Raw genomic sequence first — 24750 nt, 5'->3', positions numbered from 1 at the left:
AATAGGTTCCTTCGAAACAGATAGAGGGGTTAGACCGTCTCGCCCTTGGGGGCGGCGACGAAGAGGCTGACGATGAACGCGGCGGCGGTGATGCCCACCGAGATCCAGAGGGCGGTGGCGTAGCCCGCGGAAGTACCCACGGCGGCGAACGGCGCCACGAGCACGACGCCGAGGCTCGCCCCGATCCCGAACGACGCACCGTTGATGCCTGGCAGCGCAGCCGGGGCCTCCTTGGGCGAAAGCAGCACCGAAAGCCCGTTGATGGCGGTCAGGAAAAAGCCGTTGTAGAAGATGCCCAGGCAGGCAATGGCAATAAACACCGCCACCGGGCTGGAAGAAAACACAGCGGCCACCACGGCGCACACCAGGCTCAGCGAGGTCCCCAGCCGCAACGTACGCACCCACCCCCGCCGGTCGGCGAGCCACCCGGCCAAAGGCGCGGCGAAGACGCCGATCAGCGCGGCGGGGGTGAGGAACAGCAAAGCCGAGATGGAGGCGGAAAGCCCGAAGCCGCCGTCGTTATCCTGGCTCAGCAGCACCACCGTGAAGTTGATGACCGCGAAGATGCCGGCCAGGGTGAGGACGGTGGTGGCGATGACGGGCCACACCTGGCGGGAGCGCAGGTGGTGCACGGCGATGAGCGGGTGGCTGCGGCGCTTCTCGATCAACCAGAAGCCCGCAAAGGACAAAACGGTGCCGGCCAGCAGGGCCAGGGCGGTGGGCGACGTCCAGCCGGCGGCCGAACCGTCGGACACGAAGTAGGTGAGGAACACCAGGAACAGCGAGAGGGAGCCGGCGCCCCACCAGTCCATGGCGCCGCGCACCCCAACAGGACGTCCGGCGGGCACCAGACGGAAGATGCACACGGCGGCGATGGCGGTGAGGACGAGCACGACGACGAAGATGGACCGGAAGCCGAGGGTCTCGGCCATGAGCCCGCCCACGTAGCCGTCCACGCCGCCCACTCCCCCGTTGATGGCAGCGATGATGCCCACGGAGGTGCCGAAGACCTTGGCTTGCAGGTTCTCGCTGAGCACGATGTAGGTGAGCGCGAACACGGCGCTGGAGACGCCCTGCAGGAACCGGCCGGTGACGAGCAGCGGCAGGGTGGGCGCGGCGATGCAGAGGATGGTGCCGGCGCCCATGATGCCCAGGACCAGCAGCAGCGCGGCGCGCCGGCCGATGAAGTCGCTCCACCGGCCGATCACGGGTCCGGCGATGGCGCCGGCCAGGAAGAACATGGACTGGACGGGCGCGGCGCTGTCCGCGCTTTCGCCGAAGCTCGCGGCGATCTGTGGCAGCGCGGGGGTGACCATGCTGGCGTTCAGCTGGAAGGACAGCACGCCCAGCAGCAGGGTGGAGATCAGCAGGGCGGCACGGCGGCCGGAGAGCTTGGCCGCGTCGTCGTCGGGGATGACGACGGCGGCGCTTCCTTCCGCGGGCGGCGCGGCTGTGGCGGGGGTTGGGGTGTTCACATCAAACTCCTTTGTTCGAGCAGAAGGGATCGTCTTTGGCGGCGATTCGGGTTGTTATACAACCATGTATGACTCACAAGTACAACCATGCGCTACACTTTTTCAAAACCCGGCCGCTTCCGGCCCTCCCCCTGAGAGAGTTTTCCCATGAACACAACACGCCCTGCCGTCACCGTGGTCGGCAGCATCAACCTGGACCTGATCGCCACCGCCGAACGGCTTCCGACGGCGGGCGAAACCATCGGCGGCGCCCTCCTGTCCGAGCAGCCCGGCGGCAAGGGCGCCAACCAGGCCGCGGCCGCGGCGCGTTTGGGCGGCAGCGCGCGGATGGTCGGCGCCGTGGGTACGGATGCGTCCGGGCAGCGGATGCTGGATGCTTTGGGGGCCGCCGGGGTTGACACCTCCGACGTCGCCGTCCTCCCCCAGCCGACCGGAACGGCGCTGATCGTGGTGGACAGCGACGGCGAGAACCAGATCGTGGTGTGCCCGGGCGCGAATTCGCACCTGTCGCTGGACGGGGTGGAGTTCTCCTCCGACGAAACGGTCCTGTGCCAGCTGGAGGTGGGCCTGAACGTGGTGCTGGAGGCCTCCCGGAAGGCACCCGGGTTCTTTGTGCTGAACGCGGCGCCGGCCATGGACCTGCCGGCGGAGCTGCTGGAGCGGTGTGACCTGGTGATCGTCAACGAAAGCGAGTACGCCCTGATCCCCGCCCTCGCGGAGGCCAAGTTGGTCGCCGTGACGTATGGCGGGGACGGGTCGGCGATGTTCGAGCACGGCCGGAAGGTGGCCGAGGCCCCCTCCGTTGCGGTGACGGTCGCGAACACCGTAGGTGCCGGCGACGCGTTCTGCGCCGCGCTGGTCCTGGGGCTCCGGAGCGGGCTGGACTACACGCGCGCACTAGCCGTGGCGAATGCTGTGGGGGCGGATGCCGTGGGTGACCCGTCGTCCCAGCCGGAATTGGCACAGCTGGGCCACTACGTGGAGCGGACTGCCGCCGCGTCGGGCGCTTCCTCTTGAACGTCGCTCTCCCTATGACTGTCCCCTTCCGGCGGGCCGTGCCGGCGGACTTTCCCGAGGTCCGGCGGATCACCCGCGACGCCTATCTCCGGGCCGGGCACTTCAAAGCTGACCACCCGTACATGGGTGTACTGGAGGATGTGGAGCACCGCGCCGAGCACGCGCAGGTGTGGGTGGGGGAGGTTGCCGGGGCGGTGGCGGCGGCGGTGACGCTGACGTTCGCCGGCCAGCCGTACAGCGAGATCGCCGGGGACGGGGAGCTGGAGTTCCGGATGCTGGCGGTGGACCCGGCGAACCAGGGCGGCGGCATGGGCCGGGCGGTCGTGCGGGAGATTGTAGAACATGCCCAGGGTCTGCCCGGCATCGAAGCTATCAGCATCACCAGCGCCACGTTCATGGAACGAGCCCACGCCCTTTATGAGTCGCTGGGCTTCCGCCGCGTACCGGAGCGGGACTGGTACGTGCCGGGCGAAGACGTGCTGCTGTGGGTGTTCCGGCTGGAGCTGTAGGAGACGCCCTGGCTGGCTGGGCCCGCTGATGCCACTGATGCCGATGTTGAACAAGTCCAATGGGAATAGTTGAGGCGGGCCCTTCCGCTGGCTGGGCCTGTCCAAACCGTGAGCACGGGCTGCCTCTATGGCGGGGTTATGGCGCTGGTTATGCACTGGGGGGCGTCATTGCGGCGAGAGGCGTTCGAACAGAGGCAGCTATACTCCGCTGGCCGCGGCCGTGATTCCCATTCACGGCGTTCGCGAGCCCGCTCCTCCTACGACTAACGGTCCGTTCGCTGCCTCTTCTGGTTCTAGAGGTCTGCAGCGTCATCAAGGGGATTGGCTTCCTGCCTCTTCCCGTTTCCACTAAGAAAGCCCCATGTGCGTCACAGACTCGGAGAATGGTATAGATTCAATGCAACTTCCGCGCTCTCGTAAACTAGGGGACTTACTTTGCCGCTCGACCTTAAGAAGATCAACGCTGGAAAAATAACTCGTCTTATCCAGCCACGTGACATTTTTGCAGCTTTGCCTGACAAGCCATGGCCGCGACTGCGCCCCGAGCAAGGTGAAGTTCTCAAATCATGGTTTGACCGACGTACAGACCGCGACTTGGTTATAAAATTGAATACCGGCAGCGGAAAGACCCTGGTCGGCCTCCTAACGGCTCAGTCCAGTTTGAATGAAGGGGTTGGCCCAGCCGTTTACCTTGTGCCGGACACTTTTCTCATCAAACAAGTTGTCGCCGCCGCCACCGAAGTCGGTATCACCGTAACAGAGGATCCAACCGATCAACGTTTTCTATCTAATAAGGCTATTCTGATAGCGACGTTTCACCGGCTAATAAATGGACAAAGCACCTTTGGAGTGCGAGGCTATAAGGAAGTTATCCCTCTGGGCGTCATCATCGTCGACGATGCGCACGCTGCTCTCGCTGCCGCTAGAAACCAGTTCTCCGCTATTCTAAGCCGGTCCGATACGGGCTACCAAGAACTTCTCGAGTTGTTTGCTCACGATCTCAAACACCAAAGCCCTAAGGGCTATTCCGACCTGGCCGCCGGGGACTACAGCGCCCCTCTTCGCGTACCCCCGAAAGCAATTGTAGATCGAGCTTCCGCAACTCTTGAAATTCTACGAAAATACAAGAACGACAAGAAGCTCCGGTCCTTTTACTTCTCATGGCCATTCGTTGCAGATCACATAAGCTTGTCGGTTATAACATTCACTCGCGGGTCCGTAGAGATCAAGTTGCCATGCCCGCACGTTGACCTTGTCCCTTCCTTCGCACTGGCCGACCGAAGGATTTACCTCACCGCCACACTCGACGATGAAGGTGTCCTGGTGACTGAGCTAGGTGCACGACCGGATGACGTCAGAAGGCCCATAACACCTGAGCGCGCGTCGGACCTCGGTGATCGGCTTATTTTGGCTCCTCTATCTATAAATCCGAACTTATCCGAGACCCTTGTACGAAAAATGGCTCGGGAGTTTGCAGACGGGGTCTGCAAGGAAGGAGAAAACGCGGCGACGTGCACCCCAATCAACGTGGTCGTCCTCGTTCCAAGCGACAAGGCGGCTGCATACTGGGAACCCTATGCAAATCAGATCTTGCACGTGACGGACATGGCACCGACAATCGACAAGTTGTCGGATGGAGAGCACGTTGGTCTCGTCGTTCTTGTAAACAAATACGATGGGGTCGACCTACCACATTCAGCGTGCCGGCTTCTTATCATCGACGGTATTCCCGCAGCTCTGGGCCCAAGCGATCAGCGGGAAGCTGCTGCGCTCATTGGTTCTAGGACGTTTGAAGCCCGAAAAGTGCAACGCATAGAACAAGGCATGGGCCGGGGCATCCGAGACGTCGAAGACTATTGTGCAGTACTGCTTATGACACGTGACGCCGCCCTGACTTTGCGCAGCGAAAAGCTGAGATCCCTGTACTCACCTGCAACGCGCGCACAGATTGAACTCAGCGAGATGGTCTCCGAGCAAATCGAAAACGAGGGTCTGGGCGAGATACGTAAAGCATTAAACGTTTTCCTCCAACGCGATGAAGAGTGGGTAGGCACCAGCCGAGCGGCTCTGGCGGACGTCGAATACGAGAAAGAGGGCCGAATTTCAGAGATTTCAGTGGCCCGACGGCGCGCATTTGATAAATCTATTGCTGGGGATATTGATGCTGCCGTAACAGTTCTTAGATCAGGCATCGATTCTATTTCTGACGATCTTGAAAAAGGATGGCATCTCGAGGAGTTGGCATCCTACCAGCAATTGATTGAGCCTCTTGCCGCCCAGAAAACTCTTTCCGCAGCACGAGGATTGAACTCCGGAACCCTTAAGCCATACGTATCGCCTCCTAAAAAAGCCATCAAGGGACCCGCTCTTCAAGGAACGTCGGCTGCGGAGTATCTTGCGGCAACCTACTCCGATGCGAATACACTTCGACTCGGATTCGGAAGCATATTTGACAATATTTCCTGGGGCCTGGAAGAAACGGCTTCACTCGCAGAGGAGCAGTTTCGGCTACTCGGACTGCATTTGGGATTCTCGTCCATTCGTCCCGAAAAGGACTATAACGATGGCGGACCCGACAATCTGTGGCGGTTGAGCCCCAATGTCGATGCCGTTATTGAATTGAAAACGGAAGTGAACAGAAATGACACTTCGATAATCAAGTCTGAGGCCGGCCAGCTATTACATTCCTTAGAATGGAGTGTTCAGCATCACCCGGAAGCCACAAAGCGAATTCCCGTCTTAGTTCACCCTGGAAAAAGTCTTCACGAAAAGGCTCAGCTACCCGTAGACACGAGAATTATCACCCCGCAGGATCTCGAGGGCTTTCGTGATCACGTGATTGCGTTCGCAAACACATTGGCCTCAGCTAAGTCGTGGACGAACGCGCACGCGGTGACTGACGCACTGAAGACTTTCAAGCTAATTTCCGATCAAGTCATCACTGTTCACAGCTCAAGATTATTGACATGACGGTCGTGAGACCCAATCCTTCTCGGTATATCTAGGCGAGTAGTTACTCTCGATTGAGAGCCACCGAAGCCACGGATAAGAAAGGCGCGGCTCTTATGAGGGCCGCGCCTTTCGATACCGGCTCCGATTCATTTTTGTGAGATGTTGAGCGTGATCAAGCCCGAAAGTCCGACCAGGAACTTGAGAGTTGCAGTGCCTCCGACGAGCGTCTTTTCTTCAGGATTGGGGTGCAGGATTGGGTGCCTAAGTTTCCTCAACAGAAAGAGCTATTTCTTCAAGCGTCGACGCCTTAAAGTCAGCATTCTTTACGCTGCTGGAGTAGAACCTCCTGGACCGTCAGCGGTGGCTCACCAGGTAGAATCTTCGGCTGGCGATCACGACCTGGATCGAGCGGACCTACGGCGGCCGGCGACGGCAAAGACGGCTGGTGAAACTCACGTCCATCAATGTGAAACAATCAACCGGACCGCGCTCACGGCGGATGCTATTCCTACACACATATGTCGCGAAAATTTCAACAAGACAAGCCACACGTCATGCGCAGGTGCATTTCATGAGCGGAGCGAATGAATTGCATTTAGTTTAACTAGGAGATAAAGAACAACGACAGGACAGGAACCTCACCATAGAGCAAACTGCATTAACAAATCATCGACTAAAGCTGGTCCCATTCTTCTGCGGATAGAGGTGCCTGGTTAAGCTCGTCACGTAACAGACGCCAATGGGGCAAGTGTTCGTCCAAAAGGGCGATGAAACGCTCGTTGTGCGTTCGTTCGCGCAGGTGTGCCAGCTCGTGCACAACGATGTATTCCAAATAACGAGGATCCTTCTTGGAAAGCTCCAAATTGAAGCACACGCGAGCGGTATCCGGATTACACGTTCCCCATTTTGTCTTCATTCTCCTGACGGACCAGGCCGCAGATTTAACATCTAGCCGCTTCTCCCATTTGGCAACCAGTCTGGGCAGCTTCGCTTTCAATTGGCATCGATACCAACGGTCAAGCGTGCGCCGCCGGACCTCTGCACTCGATCCCTCTGGTGAGAGCAGCCAAAGGGTCTTTCCCCTGACACTCACGTCCGGTTTGCCCTGGACGGAGACGTTCAGGATCAAACGACGACCCCACACGTAATGGCTTTCACCTGAAAGCATCTTGCGCTGCGTCTGCCGCTCAGCGCCTTGAAGTTGCTCGCGCTGGTGCCTTATCCAAGGGAGGCGTTGCACTACGGCAAGACGTACGGCATCGTCCCCAAAACGATTAGGAGCTGCCACCCTCACACGGCCTGAAGGCGGATAAACCGAGATATGCAGGTTCTTGATGTCCTTGTAGACGACGTCCACCTCTATTCCGGACACAAGCATGTGGGAGTTAGCGGTACTCATCGTGTTGCTTTATAAGACTGAAGAGTTCAAGAAACTTCCCCTCATCAAAGCCAGCCGGTAACGCGGCTCGAACTGCGTTAGCCACTTCCTTTTCCTTGAACCTGCTGCCCACCCAACTATCTCGCTTTTCTCTCTGGATGGTCTCGTATATGAGCTTTGGCGTTGCATCGTCATCCCATCCAAGATCAAAGAGAGCCTGTTGCGCCTCACTGTTCACCCACGTTGGATACTTGCGGCCTGTGGATCTTTTCCCTACCCTCTCGGTGAGATCCAGAAGGCTCTGCAGAAAGGATGCGTAGTCGATAGCCTCCTGCTTACGCTGCTCGATTAAGGCATCCAAAAGAGTAGACATCGAATCAAAAAACTTCGGATTTAGCGCACGTTCGTCAACAATGGTTCTGCGGACGTTGTTTAGTATCGTCTCGGCTACGGCATCTTCGTTACGTCGGACACCAGCAGGTAGTTCGTCAAGAGCCGCGGCGCCTCGCGCTTGTATCAGACCAACCAAGCCCATGTTGTCGAACGTGGCAACCGTCTCCGATGGCTCCGCCCTTATGTACGTGTCGAGCAGACTACGCATACCGGCTTCATACTGCTTGAAATCTACGTTCTCACCAGCTCCAAGCTTTACTTCATCCCGGACGTTGACCCAGTGTGCGATCTCAGCTTTGATTGCACGAGCCTCATCGCTTGTATACCCAGCGCGTGTCATATCATTTGCAAGAGTTGAGTATGCTCTCACGAGGGACGATACAGCCTTATATAGTTCAACACGTTTGCGCTCGTTCGCTTTGAGTTGTTCCATGTTCCCAGCGGTCTCCGCACAGAAATACTGTTGGAACTGCAGTGTCTCCCTGGGAGACCGAACCGGCTCACATAAGGCGCGAATCAACTCAAGTGCCTTATCTAGGTCGTCACGTTCCTGTGCGATTCGGTCCTTCAAAAGACCTTCCACATCATCTCGCTCAAACCCTTCAAGCGCCATGGAGGTATAGTCGCTGACAGCATCTTCGAGAGACTTGAATAGGTCCTGGTAATCCACAATGTAGCCATATTCCTTGTCATCCGTATCGAGGCGGTTGACGCGGCAGATGGCTTGGAATAGCCCGTGATCGCGCATCTTTTTGTCAATGTAGAGATACGTGGCGCTGGGTGCATCAAACCCTGTTAGTAGTTTATCCACGACAATGAGCAACCTCATTTGCCCTGGTTCCTCAACGAATCGCCGTTTGACTTCTTTTTCGAACTCATCGATTCGAAGAACCGCAGCGTCAGCAGGTTCATTGAAAAATCGCGCCAACATCTGACGATAGATCTCGTACTGCCTTACCTTCTCGCTCTTACCAGTGCCCGAATTTTCCTTCGCCACATCGCTTGCATTCGGCACGTAGCTCGTAACAATTGCGACTTTGTCCTCAAAGCCAGCGTTTACAAACATTTCGTAAAACTTGCACGCTTGGTAGATGCTGCCGCTTACAAGCATCGCGTTCCCACGAAAGTCCATCAAGCGTGGTCTGGTTTCCATATCCAGAAGGATGTCTTGCACGATTTGTCTAGCGCGAGGCTCGGAGGAAACCACCTTCTGCATGGTGCCCCAACGCTTCTTCAATTCCGCCTTCGTGAGGTCCGTCATGCCGGCAGTTTTGGCTTCGAACCACTGATCCACTTTCTTAGGACTGGTCAGATCCTGATCAATATTCCGTGCCTCGTAGCGGAGGTCAAGTACTACTCTGTCAGCTACTGCCTCATCAAATCTATAAGAGTGGATTACAGGCCCGAAGCGCTCTGTTGTGGTCTCTTTGTCAGTTTTGAGCAAGGGTGTGCCCGTAAACCCGATGAACATCGCACCAGGCAGCAATTCTTTCATCGCATCGTGCATCTTGCCAGATTGTGTGCGGTGCGCTTCATCCACAAAGACGAACAGGTTACCCTTTGCGCGAAAGTTGGCCGGAATCTTAGACTTTAGCTCAGCGAGAAACGCTTGGCTGCTTTCGTCACGATTCTTGTCGTCATCGCTGCCGCGGAACTTATGGACCAAAGTGCAAATTAGCCACGGATCGTACTTATTCAGTTTGCCGATCAAGTCGGCACCGCTCTGGCTTCGATGAATGTTCTCATTCACTCCACGGAAAACCATCTCGATTTGGTCATCAAGTTCGGTTCGATCGGTGATGATCAGTACACGAGCGCTATCTTGGTTCTCGCGAATCCATTTGGCCAGCCAAACCATCGTGAGACTTTTACCCGATCCCTGTGTATGCCAAATGATGCCACCTTCACGCCGCAAGATCCTTTTCTGCGCAGCTTTGACACCGAAATATTGGCTGTGGCGAGCGGTTTTCTTAACTCCGCAGTCATACACCATGAAGTCTCTAATTAGCTCCAAAAACCGCTCTTTTGAACACATCTGTATCAGCCCACGATCGAGAGGCCCAAGCAGTTCGGAAGGCTCTTTCCACTCGAGCCAGTACCGCTCGGGGGTCTCTATGACGCCATAGCGAAGTCCCTCCACATCGTTGGCTGCAAAGAGAATCTGCACGGTTGAGAAGAAGGACCGTATGAAATTCTGTTGCTGATTTCCTATGTTCTGCCGGATGCCATCCGAGACCGTTACCGTGGAACGTTTTAGTTCTACAACCCCCAGCGCCAAGCCATTCACATAGATCACTATGTCGGGCCGCTTGTTATGCTCACCCCTAATTGTTACTTCTTCTGCAATATAAAAATCGTTACTTGCGAGATTTGACCAGTCGATCGGCCAGACGGTTCGAAAGTGTTCGCCCGCTCCAAGGCGGACCGGCACACCGTATCGCAGAAGACTGTATACCTCTCGGTTTGCTTCGTATAGTGACCGTGGTCCCCCTACGGACGCCGCTCTTTGAAGCGTATGAATGGCTTTGGTGACAAGATCCTCGTGGTAACCTCTGGCCAGCAAATTCTGGCGAAGAATTTGCTCTTCGATGTGAGAATTAGCCTGTCTGTCACTCCAGTTACCTAGGTACTTATAACGGAGTCGCTTAATGAAAAGCTTGACGACACGATCCTGTGTCTTCCGCTCTAGCTGACCAACGTCACTCACATCACTACCTCGTGATCCTTAAGACGGGTACGACCCGTGAGAAGCTCCTGCATCATGCCCTGTCTAATCGAATTCATCTTTTCAAGCTTCGTGAGCAGGATCCGAACCTCTTGGTCTGCATTGCAGATGGCTTCAGCGATTGCACTTTGCTCAGGAAGCGAGGGTATTAGAATCTTCAGTGCGGCAATCGCCCTGGAACTGATATGCACCACCGCATCCCCCTGGCCGGCGCGTGCCTTTTCTCCAGCTAGAGCGGGCAAATTGAGCAAGGACGCCATGAAAACAGGATCATATCCTTGCCCGCGGAGCACTATGATGTCCCCGCCTGCCACGGCAGGAACCTGTCCCACGTAGCCAAGACACATTCCGATGTCTTCTTTCGTTTCGCCAGATCCAGCGAAGAGGAGATCTCCGTAATGGATGGGAAGCGCGGTTGCGGCCATGTCAGGGTCAACATACGAAACCGTCTGCCCTGTGTAGTCCTGGTATGTAGTGTAGAGCTCCCCGTAGCGAATGCATGGGACTCCGCTTTGGCGGACATCATCTCGCCGGATTCCCCTACCTTTCAACATGCTGCCAAGCGAACCGACCGTCGTCTCGGTCCAATCCCCCCTCCATCCGGGTAGCCGCTTCCGGCCCGTGAGCAGCTCTTGCAAGATACCCAGCTTGATCGCTTTTTTCTTCGTGACAAGGCGCTCGATGCCGGAAATAAGTTCATCGACATCGTTCATAGCCTGCGCGATTCTGCGCTGCTCGGCGCTATCGCTGGGGACCCTAAGGGTTAGCGCTTTGACGATCGACGTATTGACGTTTGCCTGCGAACCGGCTTGCCCCGAACTGCGAAGTTCTCGTTCGGAGGCCTTGAGCTGATACAGCAAAAAGCGCTTGTCCACCGACAAGTCTTCGAGCGCCACGAAACCGTCGTGAATACAGGACGGGATACCGGTGATAACCGGGACTCCGACAGTGGCAGCGATACTCATGATGAGAGTCCCTGGCTGGAGGTATCGACTCCTGGCGATGCCTTCCTGGGACAACTTCTGACTGGTCTCGTTAAGAGTTCGTCCGTTCGATCGACTGACATCGCTTATGCGGACCCAGCCCACGGTGCTATCTGAAGAGAACCACCGAGGGGAGTTAATGGGCCGAGGTGAAGCGCCCCGGGTAACGGATGCAATGCTTCCAAGAGTCACTTCTCGCCAAGGGGCTTCCCCCTCGTTCATTCGATACCCATCTCAGCCAGGTGCCGTTCGACACGGTTCGACAGTTCTTCTATGTCACGCTCGAGGCTGCCAAGCGTTTGGCCATAGCGAGTGGCCAATAAGCGGATTCGCTCCACCAGGCGCTCTCGTAAATCAGATAGCACCTGGATAATATTGAGCTTTATCGTGGCACCCCATTTATCCTCAACAATCAAAATCTGAACATCTTCGGCGGATACTTTGCCGTATCGCTCGATGATACGATTATCTAGAGCGGAGGACACTAGCTTCATGCTCTTTTTCGCGGCAGCCTCAGCTCTGTAAAGAGCCAGGACTTGTTTGAGGGCGGCAATTTCTTCATCATCTGACGCTTCGATCACAGCTTGTTTTAGACGCGCTGATGCAGCTTTGCTCGTCAATTTGCCCTCATGATCTACCGCTTCGAACAGAAGACCTTCCTCAACTGCGTGTTCTTCGATGTACTGCTTCAGCGTCTGGGCAGCGCTTTCAACATCGAGCGCAAGTTTGTCCAACTCGAGCTTTTGCTCTTCAAAGTATCGGTCGATGATCAATCCTGGCGGCAGAAGATCCATGACCCAACGCTCGGCTTTTACACCGGTTCCGAACACTACGTCCGCAGACTCAAACTTGGGCTTCTTCTTTTCGTCGTAACCTACGATTCGCGCGGGGCGCGGCCTGGAAGCGGCAACCCAGCCCTCGCCCATAATGAGCGAGACGTCGTCATGCATCGTTCCATTCCAGTAGCGCATCAACTGCTCATAGACGCCATACTCATCTATTAGAGGAAGTTTGCGGAAGCGTTCTAGCAGATCCTCAGACACGGACTCGATGAGATCCGAAGGTCTCGTGTCACGCGTTATTCCTTCCAGGTCAGCTCGGTGTGACGTCCACCATTCATCCACTTCGGCAGTAATGTCAATGAAGAATTTTTGATACTCGGGAGAAGTTGCCACAACCTTGTGGACGTCTTTCCGATCCACGGCCAGTTCGGAGTAGCCATCTCGCACGGGACGGAAAATCTGCGAACGGAGCGTAGGAAACGCGTCCCAGTATGGCGCTAATGCATCAATGTCCCTGTTGGGAATCCCACCGTGCAGGTGTGCATGGAGGTCTTGAATATCCTCGTCCCCTGAAGGCTCAATATAACGAGGAATGTTCAAGTTGTAATCGTTAGCCCGGTCCGCAATTTCTGATACTGGGACCATACGCGAGTAGCCGGGCAACTCAATCTGGTTAGTGAAGACATCAACAATCTTGTGCATGTCTCGCGGCCGAAGTCGGTTCTTCGGGCCAGCTTTTTCGAAGCCTTTGGACGCATCTATCATGAAGATCCCGACCCGACCCGCAGAACTCTCTTTATCAAGCACAATTATCGATGCGGGGATACCGGTCCCATAAAAGAGGTTTGATGGCAATCCGATAATTCCCTTTATATAGCCGCGCTTTACTATTTCTTTACGAATGGCGGCCTCAGTATTACCTCGAAAAAGAATACCGTGAGGCAGGATTACTGCGCCCTTGCCCGTCGACTTCAACGACTTGAGCATGTGCAGCAGGAATGCATAGTCTCCGTTCTTTTTGGGAGGACGTGCGTAGCCATCGAAACGGCCATATTCCTTCGTCAACCCATTTGTCCAGGACTTCCATGAGAACGGAGGGTTAGCAATCAGGAAGTCAAAAGTCTGAAGTGTTTCCGAATCCTTCAGAAACTTCGGATCGGCCAGAGTGTTGCCTTGAGCAATCTCAGCCGTTTCGTTTCCGTGAAGGATCATGTTCATCCTCGAGAGGGCGTAGGTAGCGTTGTCCATCTCTTGGCCGTATAGGCTGAGGCCATTTGGAGCCGCATCCGCCACCTTGAGTAGGAGGGATCCAGAACCACACGTGGGATCGTAAGCGGTGGCCGACTTTGGCGTGTCTGCCTTCAAGCCCACCAACTGCGCGACCACCCGGGAAACCTCGGCAGGCGTATAGAACTGTCCCTTGGATTTGCCCGACTCCGTAGCGAAGTGTCGCATCAGATACTCGTAAGCATCACCCAACAGGTCATCGCCCTCGGCTCGAGACCCTGAGAAATCGAGGTCCTGAAAAATGCCGATCAAGTTACTAATGCGATCAACGAGGGCTTGTCCGTCGCCAAGTTTGGTTCGATCATCGAAGTCCGCGTTGTTAATGACGCCGCTAAGCTCATTAGCATCCGCCAGAGCTTGTATGGCGACATTCACGCCCTCGCCTATCCCGGTCTTGCCCTTGAGCGCAACGAGGTCATCAAAGGAACCACCGTCAGGCACCTCGATAAGACTTTGCTTATCAGCCTTCCACTTATCCGAGACGTACTTCACGAAAAGTAGCGTCAGGACATAGTCCTTATACTGGGAGGCGTCCATGCCGCCTCGCAGCTCGTCGGCTCCCTTCCATATAGAGCTATAGAGGTCCGACTTTTTGAGCACCACTTAGACCGCCGCTCTAAAGACATGTGTTGCCGGTTTGGCAGCTGCTCGCGCACTCATACTTGGTTGTTTCCTCCACGCCTCGGGGGCTGACCCCGTTCATTGCCTATTCAGCTATACGGTATCGGCGCTCCTGCAGAGCCGCCTAATGGAGATGCTCTCCCTGCTTGAGGACACCTTCACCAAGGCATCCCCGCCGTTCTGCAGGGCGCGGCACATGAAGCAGCAAGCCTTGCTCGCAGCACTGTGTACCGAATGTACTGGCGAATCAATGGGTAGAGGCTGGACAAGGAGCGCTGATGTCGTGGGGAGTGCAACCAAGATCACACCAAGGAAAGCGTGCGGCGAGGTTCGCGTGATAATAGGTGCGAGAGGAATCTCGGCGCATGACGCCAGCATGAATTGACCAGGAGATTGCGTGACCGACTCCCCTATCGGCAAGGACTCCACCTTGCCTCCTACACCCCAGCTGTCCCCCGAGCAGTTCGAAGATTTCACAGAGCGACTGCTCAGTGCCCACCGTTCCTGTCCTGAACCACTCCGTCGAGTCGTAAGAGTTGAACGTTGGGGTAGGCGTGGCGACAAACAGGACGGAATCGACTTCGAAGGGACCTGGAGCGACGGGAAGACGGCAGCGTGGCAGTGCAAGCGATATGACAGGCTTACAGCTGCTCAGGTAAGGGAAATCGTTGCAGAATGTACCTTCGAAGCCGACGAGTACTACCTGACGTATTCCGGCGAGGCTTCCTCGGCCGCTCGCAACGAGATCCGCAGGCACGATAAGTGGCAGTTGCTGGATCAACGAGGCCTCGGCCGGATGCTGGATGATCTTCCCCTGCATAAACGGCGTCAGGTGCTGGATACAACTTGGGGCATCCCAATTCGCAAGCAGTTACTTAACATGGCTGCTGAGGACGCCCTGCTCCCTGTCGAGGACTACGCCATCAGTCGGCAGGACCCAAACAACCTGCTGAACGACCAAGGCCCACTTGTAGGACGGACTGAAGAATTAGAGGCCTTAGGTACATCGTTGGACCGGGCAGGTGATTGGCCACCAATAATTCTCGTCACGGGGCCCGGTGGCCGGGGGAAGACTCGCCTCGTCACCCATGCCTTGGAAAGCTACGGTCGGAGCAACCCGACTGTGCAGGTGCTTTGCCTCTCACCGGGCCGTCTTTGGGACTCCGACGTCCTTCATGAGCTCCCGCACACTCCGTCTGTTATCTGGGTCGATGACGCTCACCGCGACCCTTCGTCCCTGGCCCCCCTCCTTCAGTATGCTCGACGGACAGCTGGCACTCAGCTTATTCTCAGCGCGCGTCAATCCGGCCGGGATCAAGTCCGAGCCGAATTAGTTGCATCAGGGATTCGCACTCAGCAGATCCAGGAAGTCAGCATAGGAGAGCTCAGCCGCGGGCAGGCTCGAGAGCTCGTAAGATCCCTTGCTGACGGCCTGGAGCTTTCTATTGCCTTCATAGAACATTTGGTTGAGCAAGCGCAGGACAGCCCCTTCGTAGCAGTCTTGGCACTCAATCTGGTGCGCTGCGGCGAGCTCAACGGACACTTGGCTCTAGACCAAGGTTTCCGGGAGCAAATCCTGTTGCGGTATCAGATGATTCTTACTGAGAATCTGAATGACTTCAGTGGCCACAAAGTTCGTCAAACTTTGGCCGTATTCGCAGCCTTAGGACCGGTTGATGACGAAGACGATGTTCTCCGCTCCAAAATGGCTTCGTTCAGCGAACTCGATGTGGGCTCGTTTCTCCGACTGATCGCGCTACTGAAAGACCGGGGTGTACTCGTGGCTCGTAGCGGCTTTACAAGAGTGGCACCAGACGTGCTCGCAGACCAGGTACTTGAGGGAGAAAGTGCAATAAGCGGGCATGACACCGGTTTTGCCTCGCGGCTTTGGAATACGTTTGGAGGGCTGTGCCGCACACGCCTAGTCGTGGCGCTGAGTGAACTCGACTGGCGACTTCAGAGACAAGGTGGTCCATCGATAATCGGGTCGGTAGAGACTGCTCTACATGAAGAGATTGCCAATGCAAACTTAGCTGGTCTCGTTAACGCGCTCACGACTCTAGAACCTCTCGGCTATACCCAACCTCATTTGCTAATAAAACTCTTGGAGGTCGTCCGGCAACGACTTGCAGCGCCCGAACTCGCGGCGCAAGCGAAACCGCTAGCCTCAGGGGACCTATATGAGTTTGTTCGGCAAGGAGCCGGCTTGCCCCCGCTCACAGTTTCTGACGTCGAGCACCGAATGAGTAAGCTCTACGGTCAATGCGCTTCCAATGCCCCCGATGTTCTCGAGCAGGCATTAGATGCCTTGTGGGACTTTCGTAGGCGGGACACGAGAGCTACCAATCCCCACTCAGATCATCCGGCCAGAGTGATAACCGATAATCTCGGCAATTTGGGGGAACTTCCCGACCCGTCATTTCCAATCCGCATAAGTGAGAGAGTCAGCGTGTGGCTTGCCGAGCCTGGTAGGCCGGATGACGTCGATACTCCCATGTTCGCTCTCGAGCCGTTGTTGGCCAAACAGGGCTCCAGGTACGTGGCTACGAGTCGCCGGCAGATCTCAATCACACCGTTTTTGGTCGCACCGAAAGCAGTTCGTTCCCTGCGTGACGCAGTGAGACAAACCTTGCTCGTCCAGGCATCGGGACCGGACATCTGGCGAGCCGGCGCAGCGATACGACTGCTCGGGGACGCGCTCCGAGAACCTCGGGGCATGTTCGGCCACGAAATACGGGACGACCAGGTCAAGGCTTGGGAGGAGGACGATCTTGAAACTCTTGAGATTCTAACGGCGTCCGCTAACAACACGGGAAGTGCAGTTGTCCGGCGGCTGATTCGGCGTCAAGTCGAGTGGTCTGCAGAATACTCTCGTTCGGCCAAGGTTAGATTTTCTGCCCTGACACTCCTAATCAACTTGGACGAGCGTGGCGATGACCTCGCCGAGGCCCTACTGGGAGGCTTTATTGGGCTTTCGACCGATAGAAAAGGTGACAACGTACCGCCGCTTGCAGACATAGAGGCTTCAATCGCCAGTCAGGCACAGAGGAGAGCTGGCCTTTCCGAAGAGGAGTATCAAGCTGAGCATTCCGCCAGCATTAGTGCTCTAATCAGCAGGCGTGACAAAGAGCGGGCCGAGCGTATAGCGCGCGTGGTGCAGTCTCTTGCTGACTTGGGTGATGTTGACCGTGCCCTTGACGCCATCGAGCAGTCTTGCCGAGACATACAGCGCGCGGCTGCAAACCAGACTTCAGTCCCGGGTCTCGATGCTCTGCTTGGCTCCCTGGCAGCCGCAGAGTCGAACCGAGTAAGCGCATTGGTGCGAGCCGTTGCTGCCAGGCCCCAAGGGCCGCTAGATGAAGGACTCAGCCTCTTGCTGGGTGTCTGGGGTGATCAGGATGCAGAGAGCTTGCTGCATTGGCTTGGTGAGTTTTCATTGCAACGGGCAGGAGTCAGGCACAGCATCGCAGTTGCCTTCGACCGCTACGGATGGACACGAAGAGGAGACCGCTTCCTGGAAGTGTTCAACATAGGCATCGGAGACTCCGACGACAAGACGCGGAATCGCTTCCTCCAGGGCAGTCACGAGCTTTTAGCTGCGCAGCCCACCAACGTCGTCGAACTCTTGCTGGGAGCCGACATTTCGAGCTTCAGCGCGACCCGTCTTATACAGGCTGCGGCCCGCTACGACGGGCTGAGCTGGGGGCAAAGTCTAGATGAACAGGGGGCCTTAGCTATCCTGAGACTGCTCGGGCGGGCTGATTGGAATGATGACACCGTCCAGCTAACCTGTGCGGGAATTGCACATAATTTTCCGTCGGCTGTATTAGAACACTTCATGTACCAAGATCGCTCTGATCCACTCCCTTTCGAAGTGGAGAGTCTGGCAGACGCATTTGATCAGAACCACGCTCAGCTGGTCGCATGGCTAGTAGGACGAGCCCGAGAGACGTACGACGATCGTGCCAGAGTAATTGTTGGTCTCGTGATGGGCTCCGGGATGACCTCGTTGCAGGCCGCGGCGGTGGCCCGTGCAATCGAGACCCTCGACAGCCAATCGCTGATAAACCTCGTCGATTTGCTTTACGACGTTCCAATCTGGCCTTTGCAACATCCTCTGGTTGCGCGCCAACTCCTTTCCAGGGCTTTGTCTACCGGTATCGGAGTGGCGGACTTGATGCGGAAACTGGCTGACGCCATGCATGTACGCGTTGCCGGTTTCGAGAATGGGATCTCGGAGGATCTCAATCACGCCCTGACTCTTGCGTCCCGTGCGGCCGCGGCAGAAGACCTAGACGCATTAAGGACTATGTACGAATCTGCCGCCAACTATATCGCGGAGCAGATTGCTCAGATCGAAGACCGCTTCAACGAGGAGTTCGGCTGAACCACCTCGGCGAACCAACCATTGTGCTAGGTTTCGGGATCACGGTCCTTTTCGGTTCCAAGTTTCATGCGCAACTTCCTCTCGACTAGTCGTCGACGATGGCCACGGCAATCCCTGGCCCTATTAAGACCCGAAGGGTCTCCCCACTGCCACCAGCTGAAGGGAGGGTGAGCCAGGAGTGCGCCCTTGGGAATAGGAGTCGAGAATGACGGCTGTCAAACTTTCCATGTCCACGTCCTTGGAGATAGAGAATGTCCGCCCGGAGTAAAGGATGTCTGCCACGCGTCCAGCCTAGGCAAGGGCCGGGCGACGGGGCATAGGGTCTCTGGTCTCCCCGATTCGCCGTCGTCCAGTTTGCATGTGATGCTGGTTCTACTAGGGCTGGGAACTAGCCCGACTGGCGCTGGGTAGGAAGGCGAATTCGGCTCTCTTGATGACAGCAACGAACATGCTGGTAAATGAGGACCTCGAACGGCACCTTGGTACGGCAATGCTCTGACGCTGACGGCACGTCGAGCACTCGCTACTTCGAGACGCTGACTTCGCCGTCGTCCAGTTCTACGACAATGAGCCGCATATAGAGGGTGGTCTCCAACTAGGGTTTGGCAGCATTCGCACCAGACTTGCCGGCCGCGGCTATCAGTTCGCTCATAAATGAGGAACTCAACGTGACACCTGAGTCTTCCTTTGATTCGGGAGATGGACCAAACACGCGGGCAGCGAACGCTGCCCTCATCTGTTCGCGAAGAGACTCATCTTGCAAAGGTTCGACGTAACCGTCAAAAGTGAGCAGCTGCTCTTTGATCGTCCTAGCCCAAGTCCCTAGATCGCGATGGTATGCGGCCTGCCTACCGAAGTAGGTCGCCAAGCCTAGGACAGCACCCAGGAGGGAGACTCGGAGAATTGCATCTCCTGTTGTCGTTGCTTCGCCGTCAGAAACGCCTGGTACAAAGGCGAGGAAGTACGTTCCAGCGATGCCAACAATGACTCCGATGGCAGTTAACCAGCGGAATATACATGCCGACTTGAGATGGTCATTCGATAGCTCTTCGAACCTCTTGGTTAACTCGGCCCCCGATACGAAGCCAGCAGCTGTCTGTGCGCTGATTGCTGCCGCCTCGACTTCACGGACTATCTCATTCGCTTTCTTTGCGGCCGTCCGAAGGTGTTGTGAAAGCTTCGCCTGTTCAATACGCGTCTTTAACAAGGAGGCCCTGCGGTAGTCGTCCCGGGCGTTTGAAGCTTCTGTCTTTTCCCCGTTACCCTCTAACCTGGCGGCTTTATCCTTAGCCGTCTCTGCCACTTTGACCACGTATTTCTGCAGAGTGCTGAGCAGGTATCCACTCCATAGCTCGATATTTTTAGAGTCGCGTTGCCGCAGAGCGTTCCCCAGCTGCTCGACCGTCTCCTTGTGACCCTCAATGGACTTCTTGTCTCGCAACACTGATTCTTCATAAGTTGAAAGAAACCCATAGTCCGGAGTAAAAACTTCCCACCAGATACGCAGTACGTCGTCGATAACGCCGTTCGTTTCAGAGTCCTCAATCCGCAACTGGTCAGTTACTTCGTTGTACGCCTCGTTGAGAGACTCAAGCCCTGTTCTAAATTCGCTCAGCTTCATATCCACGATCCATTTGACCACGTCCACAACGGCGGCTGAGGTCTGCCATGCAGTCCTTGATGTTAAGGCTTCAGGTAGTTGAATATGTCAACTCGCTGCCAGGCCCTCCGGGTTCCAAGCTGAGCCCGCATCTAAGCTTGGCGCGACGCGACAGCAGCGTACTGTCGTCCGATTGCTTCAGCCCGCCTCCCCGCTCTTGGTGGAGTCCCATTTTGCCGCCCCCGCGACGGCACGAGCCTCCGGTAAAAGATTCTTCACCGGAAACCTATGAGGACCTCAATCAATCCCGTAGCCGCTCGGAGGACGCGTCGCAGCTTCTTTATAGTTGGCTGCTCCTGTAATTCAAACCCGATGCTTAGTGCCCTCGAGGTCACTCTGCTGGAGGCTCTGTCTCCGTAAGATCCACGCGTTGACCGGGCTGCGGAGTCGCGGCATGGGTCGAATCCGCGGGCGGAGCATCAGAGCCTTCCGTGCCCGTTCCACGCCTAAATCAGGCCACTTACTCAAAGGGCAGTTCGGGGGGCCCGAAAGCCGCTCGAGCACCGACGGCCTCTTTTGCGCTCGTCATGCCGAGAGGTTCCTCATCTTTTTGCCAGTCCATGCGCACCGCGACGATTAGCTCGCGCTTCTTTGAGTGCAAAACCCTCTTGAATGCTTTGGACCGTGCACCTGCGGTGCCAACAAATCCTCTGGAGATCAGTTGCGTGAATGCGGTTCGTCCGAGGTACTTGGCATTGTCGTAGGTGACACGGAATCCGCCCTTTGGGCCAGATTTGAATGTTTCTTCTTTCATTGCGAGTCGCAGCCAGTCAGCGGGGATGTGCATTCCTTTCAGAGTCTTGCCGTCTAGTACACTTCCAGCGTCGCCCCGAACGAACTTGAACCAGAACGGTGTCCCGAAGGCGCGCCAATCAGCCGCCATCGCCGGAGAATCTTTTCCAGCCGGCATCAGCTTGAGTTGCTTTTCGATTTCCTCTTTCCTCTTATAGGCCCATTCCGAGCCACCGGAGGGTCGGTGCGAGGGGACCTTCTCAAGCCGTTTGTACTGAACGAAGGTGAATGAGTCGTGGATTTTGTCCCAGTAGAGAAGATCGACTCCAAGCTCCAGCTCAATCGGCTTCTTGTTGACAGACATAACGACCAGCTTTTTTTGATCCCACTTGTCCGTGAACACAGCGACACTCGCGGCGCGCTGTTTGCCAACCAGCTTGCCGTCGAAGCGCTGAAGGTCGAGTGGGAGAAGCTCCTCTTCGAGGTCCAGCTCGTACCCCATGTTGAGCAGTGTCTGGAGGAGTGTCTCGTCCTCGGTCTCTGCCCGCGGCGACACGAAGGCATCTGATGGAAGTTCAATCTCCGCGAGCTGAGCCGCGAGTTGCACGGCGTCCCTCGCCTCCGCCCGGGATTGCTCGACCTGCGGCGGGAACGTGCGCGGTGTGCCGAAGACCCGCTCCAGCCAGATGGAGATATAGGGATCCAGGCCGCTGAGGTGTTTGATCAGAGCCCCAGCAATTGCCGGGTCGAGTTTCCGTGCATGGAACTTGGCTGGCGCGTCTCCGAGTTTCATGGACTCATTTTGCAGAGGGCCTAGCGGGACAGGAGCCGACAGGGGATGAATGGGAGTGAGTGTCGCTCTCACTGTTCCGCTTGCCACCCCCGCGATGCCACGTACAACCGCGAGGGCAATGATGACGTCTCCCTCTGCCAGATCCTCATCGTCCAGATCACCGATGTAGCCGTGGCCAGCATGCACAGCCACACAAACTGCTCCTACGGTTGGAGCAGCTTCCTTATCGAACGCCTCTGAAATGCGAGACGCACCCGTATGGCTGATCCTGTTCGCCCCTTTGGCGCGAAAGAGGTAGAGCGGTGGGGGCTGAGGCGCTTCGGTTTTATCGGGCATGGCTATATTCAACAGGAGGAGTGAGCCTGAAGCAGTCCTCATAACTTGGACGACAGCTACATCCATGTGGGAGACATGAAGATCCCGCTATGCCGGCTGCTCATCGGCACCAAACCTCACCTACTGTCGGGCCTGCCCTGGTCCGGATTAGGGTCACTGGACATACGTCCATTCCTGCGCTGGGCACGGCCGGAATGGTGAGATTCTGTGGCTGATGGGTCTGAAGGAGCCACAAACAGTTCGGCCAACTCGACCTTGAGGACGTCGGCAATCTCCCAGATATAATTGCGTTCTACAAAGCCGAAGGCCGGTTGCCCACCAGGCGCTCAGCCCGGGAAAGAACCCTAGCTGCATGGTTGCACCGTCGCCGTCAGGAAGCAGCACAGGGCACCCTATCCCCTGTCTACGCTGAGGCTCTCGATGTCATCCCTGGTTGGAGCAGGCCTTCCACCAAACAAACTGATGACGAAGCGCGCTGGAATCGGCGCCTGGCTGAGGTCTCTGCCTACAGGGTTGCCGGCCACGATTGGCCCAGGCACAACAAGACAAGTGACCAGACAGAACGGGTACTGGGGGTGTGGCTTCACACCCAGCGCATTGATTACCGTGCCGGGAAATTGACCGCGGCCAGGAAAAACCAGCTCAACGAGATGATCCCGGGATGGCGGCAGGGCAGCGCCAGACGAAGAGCGAGCAGCGAACCACACATCCCAGCGGCCCCAGGTCCGCCCTCCCCCACGTAGGCTCAGCCTGGGGCGGCGTAAGGCGGCGACACTGTGGGGAAGTATGGGCAGTATCGAGCCAGACTAAACAGTTCGTCGCCGGTTGCATTGACCATCCGCTCGAGCATGTGGCTGTGGTTGGCGAGGACCTTTGTCGGTGGAGTCGTGCCGCTGGCACTAAGCGGAGTGTTCATTACTCCGGGTGATGCCTTCGTCGCTATTCTTGGTTGGCGCAGTAACGACGGCACTGAAGGCCGTTGCTGCTCTGTCTATGCCCGCTGCGGCGCAGAGTGGGCGAGGACTGTCCTCACAATGATTGCTGTTCTTAGCGTGCTGGGCGCAATGTTCGCCCCCAGGTACCGGCCGGCCAAGCGGCGGCAGCCACTGCTTTGGTCCTCGTACGTCTTCCGCTGACAGTTGCTGATGCCGTGATGATGTGGCTGCCGTCCTTCCGAAGGTTTTCGACAAAGTGCGATGCCCGCGGCTGATTGAAGTCCATTGTGAAACAGATCGGGGATCCAGTGAAGCTTAGAACCGGGCTGGTCCTAGCGCTGATCCTTGTTCTTGCAGCCACGGAGCTCTTTTTGGTCCGTTCTGCCGGGAAGGGGTCACTGCGGACATGCTCTCCCGGGTGGATCGTTTCGCCATCCCCGGGACTGCCAACTTGAGGCTGACATAGTCCGGTCGGAGCGGTTTCTGTGCATCCGCACCAACCCGTGCCCCAGCATCTTTCCCGGCGCTGGGACACCGGGAAAAGGCTCGCCGTCGAAGATCTGACGACAGTAGTGTCTGGAGTCGACTTGGAGTTGAGGACCGAGGGTACGTGCTGGCGGCCCTCAAAAGCCATCGGCGTCATCACCATCTGTGCCTTCTCCGGGACAGATGGCGATTGCACCTACGTGCTAATCTTCACCAGCCCTGACCTGATCAAACCGCAGCTCGTTACCCTGATCGTCAGGCCGCACCAGTAGGAGGGCACTCGCTGTCGGGCTCGACGTCATCCATGAGCTCCCCGGCCGCGCTGCGCTCAGCTGTCCGCGTATACGCATCAGCGATGTAGTCTTCGATGTCCTGACGGCCGACCCTCCATATACCGCGAGCACCGACCTGGAGGGCGCGAAGCTCCCCGGTCTTGATGAGCCCCCGGACGAGGCTAGCCTTCACGTTCAGCTCTTCGGCTACCTGCTCGATGGTCAGGAAGCGGTGCTTCTTGGGTTTATCGGTCACCGGTTCATCCTATGTGTGGACGACGCAAAGCCGACGTACTCACGCCATGAAGACGGGTTCGGGGATCCTGGGAATCGCTGTACTGCTGGCTGCGACCCTGCCTGCCGCGAGCTGCTGCACGGCCTGTCCCGGCCATTGGCTACGTGAGCGGCCTCGAAGTGAAGGTTGAGGGTGACGTGGGGGCCTTGGATAAAGTCCAGTTGTGCACTGAGGAGGGCTGTTCGGCCGTGAAACCCGCTGCGGCCCCTGCTCCGTCTGCGGCAGTCCGATCAGTGGGTGCAGCTGCCCAACGGAAGCTTTTCCCGGCCCCTGCGACCAAGTGTCGCGCCGCCCACCTACCGCGCCACTCCTTACATCGGCAGCAGGGACGGAGACAACACCTAAAGGTTTACATTCAACCTCGGCCCGTACCAACCCACATCACCCTGGGTGCCCTGCCCGGAGACGACACTGTGCGTGCTGAGCAGCAGAACGCCCTGGAATGGACCTGGGACGACCCCTTCAGCCCCTGCCCCGGGCCGGTGAGGACTCCCCCGGTCGTCCTGATGGTGAGTGGGTGTTGAGGGTGTGAGCCGATTTTCCGGCGTCACGCTGCTTGTCAGGCGATGATCCGCCAGGCTCGCTTGATGGATATAGACTATTTTACGCGCCTAAAATCCTATATATTAGGGATTCCTGCTTTTAAGTCAATTTATCTTCGGAAAATGAAGATAAATCACTGCAACACCGCCTTCGTCCGTCGTAGCCTCGGAGTTTGGTCAAAATTCATTC

The 24750-nt window shown here is 56.8% G+C and carries 14 protein-coding genes and 1 pseudogene; 7 read left to right on the top strand and 8 right to left on the bottom strand.

Annotated elements, in window-relative coordinates; translation table 11 throughout:
• Positions 1-29: 29 nt before the first annotated feature.
• Positions 30-1475, bottom strand: a complete 1446-nt coding sequence (locus tag ACLH0K_RS05200) for an MFS transporter (RefSeq protein ID WP_411375763.1) — start codon at positions 1473-1475, stop codon at positions 30-32.
• A 147-nt stretch (positions 1476-1622) separates the two neighbouring features.
• Between ACLH0K_RS05200 and ACLH0K_RS05195 the strand changes: the two genes are divergently transcribed.
• From ACLH0K_RS05195 to ACLH0K_RS05180, 4 genes and pseudogenes are all read left to right on the top strand, one after another.
• Positions 1623-2492: a ribokinase gene (locus ACLH0K_RS05195; protein ID WP_411375762.1), complete on the top strand. Its 870-nt coding sequence runs from the start codon at positions 1623-1625 to the stop codon at positions 2490-2492.
• Positions 2493-2506: 14 nt separating this feature from the next.
• Positions 2507-3001, top strand: a complete 495-nt coding sequence (locus tag ACLH0K_RS05190; protein ID WP_411375761.1) for a GNAT family N-acetyltransferase — start codon at positions 2507-2509, stop codon at positions 2999-3001.
• A 435-nt stretch (positions 3002-3436) separates the two neighbouring features.
• Positions 3437-5971, top strand: coding sequence for a DEAD/DEAH box helicase (locus tag ACLH0K_RS05185; RefSeq protein ID WP_411375760.1), 2535 nt, complete (start codon positions 3437-3439; stop codon positions 5969-5971).
• Between the two features lie 301 nt (positions 5972-6272).
• Positions 6273-6451, top strand: a pseudogene (locus ACLH0K_RS05180) (IS3 family transposase); the annotation flags it as partial.
• Between the two features lie 175 nt (positions 6452-6626).
• Here the strand turns inward: ACLH0K_RS05180 and ACLH0K_RS05175 are convergent.
• From ACLH0K_RS05175 to ACLH0K_RS05160, 4 genes are read right to left on the bottom strand one after another with little or no spacing between them, the layout of a single operon-like run.
• Positions 6627-7352: a M48 family metallopeptidase gene (locus tag ACLH0K_RS05175; RefSeq protein WP_411375759.1), complete on the bottom strand. Its 726-nt coding sequence runs from the start codon at positions 7350-7352 to the stop codon at positions 6627-6629.
• Positions 7339-10431 carry a type I restriction endonuclease subunit R gene (locus ACLH0K_RS05170; RefSeq protein ID WP_411375758.1) on the bottom strand — a complete coding sequence of 1031 codons (3093 nt, stop codon included), beginning with the start codon at positions 10429-10431 and terminating at the stop codon, positions 7339-7341. Before ACLH0K_RS05170 ends, ACLH0K_RS05175 begins: the two co-directional genes overlap by 14 nt.
• Positions 10428-11654: a restriction endonuclease subunit S gene (locus tag ACLH0K_RS05165; RefSeq protein ID WP_411375757.1), complete on the bottom strand. Its 1227-nt coding sequence runs from the start codon at positions 11652-11654 to the stop codon at positions 10428-10430. Before ACLH0K_RS05165 ends, ACLH0K_RS05170 begins: the two co-directional genes overlap by 4 nt.
• Positions 11651-14038, bottom strand: a complete 2388-nt coding sequence (locus tag ACLH0K_RS05160; protein WP_411375756.1) for an N-6 DNA methylase — start codon at positions 14036-14038, stop codon at positions 11651-11653. The genes ACLH0K_RS05165 and ACLH0K_RS05160 overlap by 4 nt, the downstream gene beginning before the upstream one ends.
• 481 nt (positions 14039-14519) lie before the next feature.
• Here ACLH0K_RS05160 and ACLH0K_RS05155 point away from each other — a divergent pair, with 481 nt between their 5' ends.
• Positions 14520-18509, top strand: coding sequence for a restriction endonuclease (locus tag ACLH0K_RS05155; protein ID WP_411375755.1), 3990 nt, complete (start codon positions 14520-14522; stop codon positions 18507-18509).
• Positions 18510-19104: 595 nt separating this feature from the next.
• On the opposite strand, the gene ACLH0K_RS05150 is transcribed toward ACLH0K_RS05155, so the two are convergent.
• Both ACLH0K_RS05150 and ACLH0K_RS05145 read right to left on the bottom strand, forming a co-directional pair.
• A complete protein-coding gene (locus tag ACLH0K_RS05150) occupies positions 19105-20151 on the bottom strand; it encodes a hypothetical protein (protein WP_411375754.1) in 1047 nt (348 codons plus the stop codon).
• Positions 20152-20629: 478 nt separating this feature from the next.
• Complete coding sequence (locus tag ACLH0K_RS05145) at positions 20630-21694, bottom strand: hypothetical protein (protein WP_411375753.1); 1065 nt, start codon at positions 21692-21694, stop codon at positions 20630-20632.
• Positions 21695-22341: 647 nt separating this feature from the next.
• Here ACLH0K_RS05145 and ACLH0K_RS05140 point away from each other — a divergent pair.
• Both ACLH0K_RS05140 and ACLH0K_RS05135 read left to right on the top strand, forming a co-directional pair.
• A complete protein-coding gene (locus ACLH0K_RS05140; protein ID WP_411375752.1) occupies positions 22342-22773 on the top strand; it encodes a helicase associated domain-containing protein in 432 nt (143 codons plus the stop codon).
• Between the two features lie 779 nt (positions 22774-23552).
• A complete protein-coding gene (locus tag ACLH0K_RS05135) occupies positions 23553-23723 on the top strand; it encodes a hypothetical protein (RefSeq protein ID WP_411375751.1) in 171 nt (56 codons plus the stop codon).
• On the opposite strand, the gene ACLH0K_RS05130 is transcribed toward ACLH0K_RS05135, so the two are convergent.
• Entirely contained in the window at positions 23707-23979 is a 273-nt protein-coding gene (locus tag ACLH0K_RS05130; RefSeq protein WP_411375750.1) for a helix-turn-helix domain-containing protein, read from the bottom strand. The genes ACLH0K_RS05135 and ACLH0K_RS05130 overlap by 17 nt on opposite strands.
• Between the last annotated feature and the right edge of the window lie 771 nt (positions 23980-24750).

It is taken from the genome of Arthrobacter sp. MPF02 (genome assembly GCF_046605375.1).
Taxonomy (GTDB): domain Bacteria; phylum Actinomycetota; class Actinomycetes; order Actinomycetales; family Micrococcaceae; genus Arthrobacter.
The sequence above is the reverse complement of the archived record's forward strand: the minus strand, read 5'-3'. Positions and strand labels throughout refer to the sequence as shown.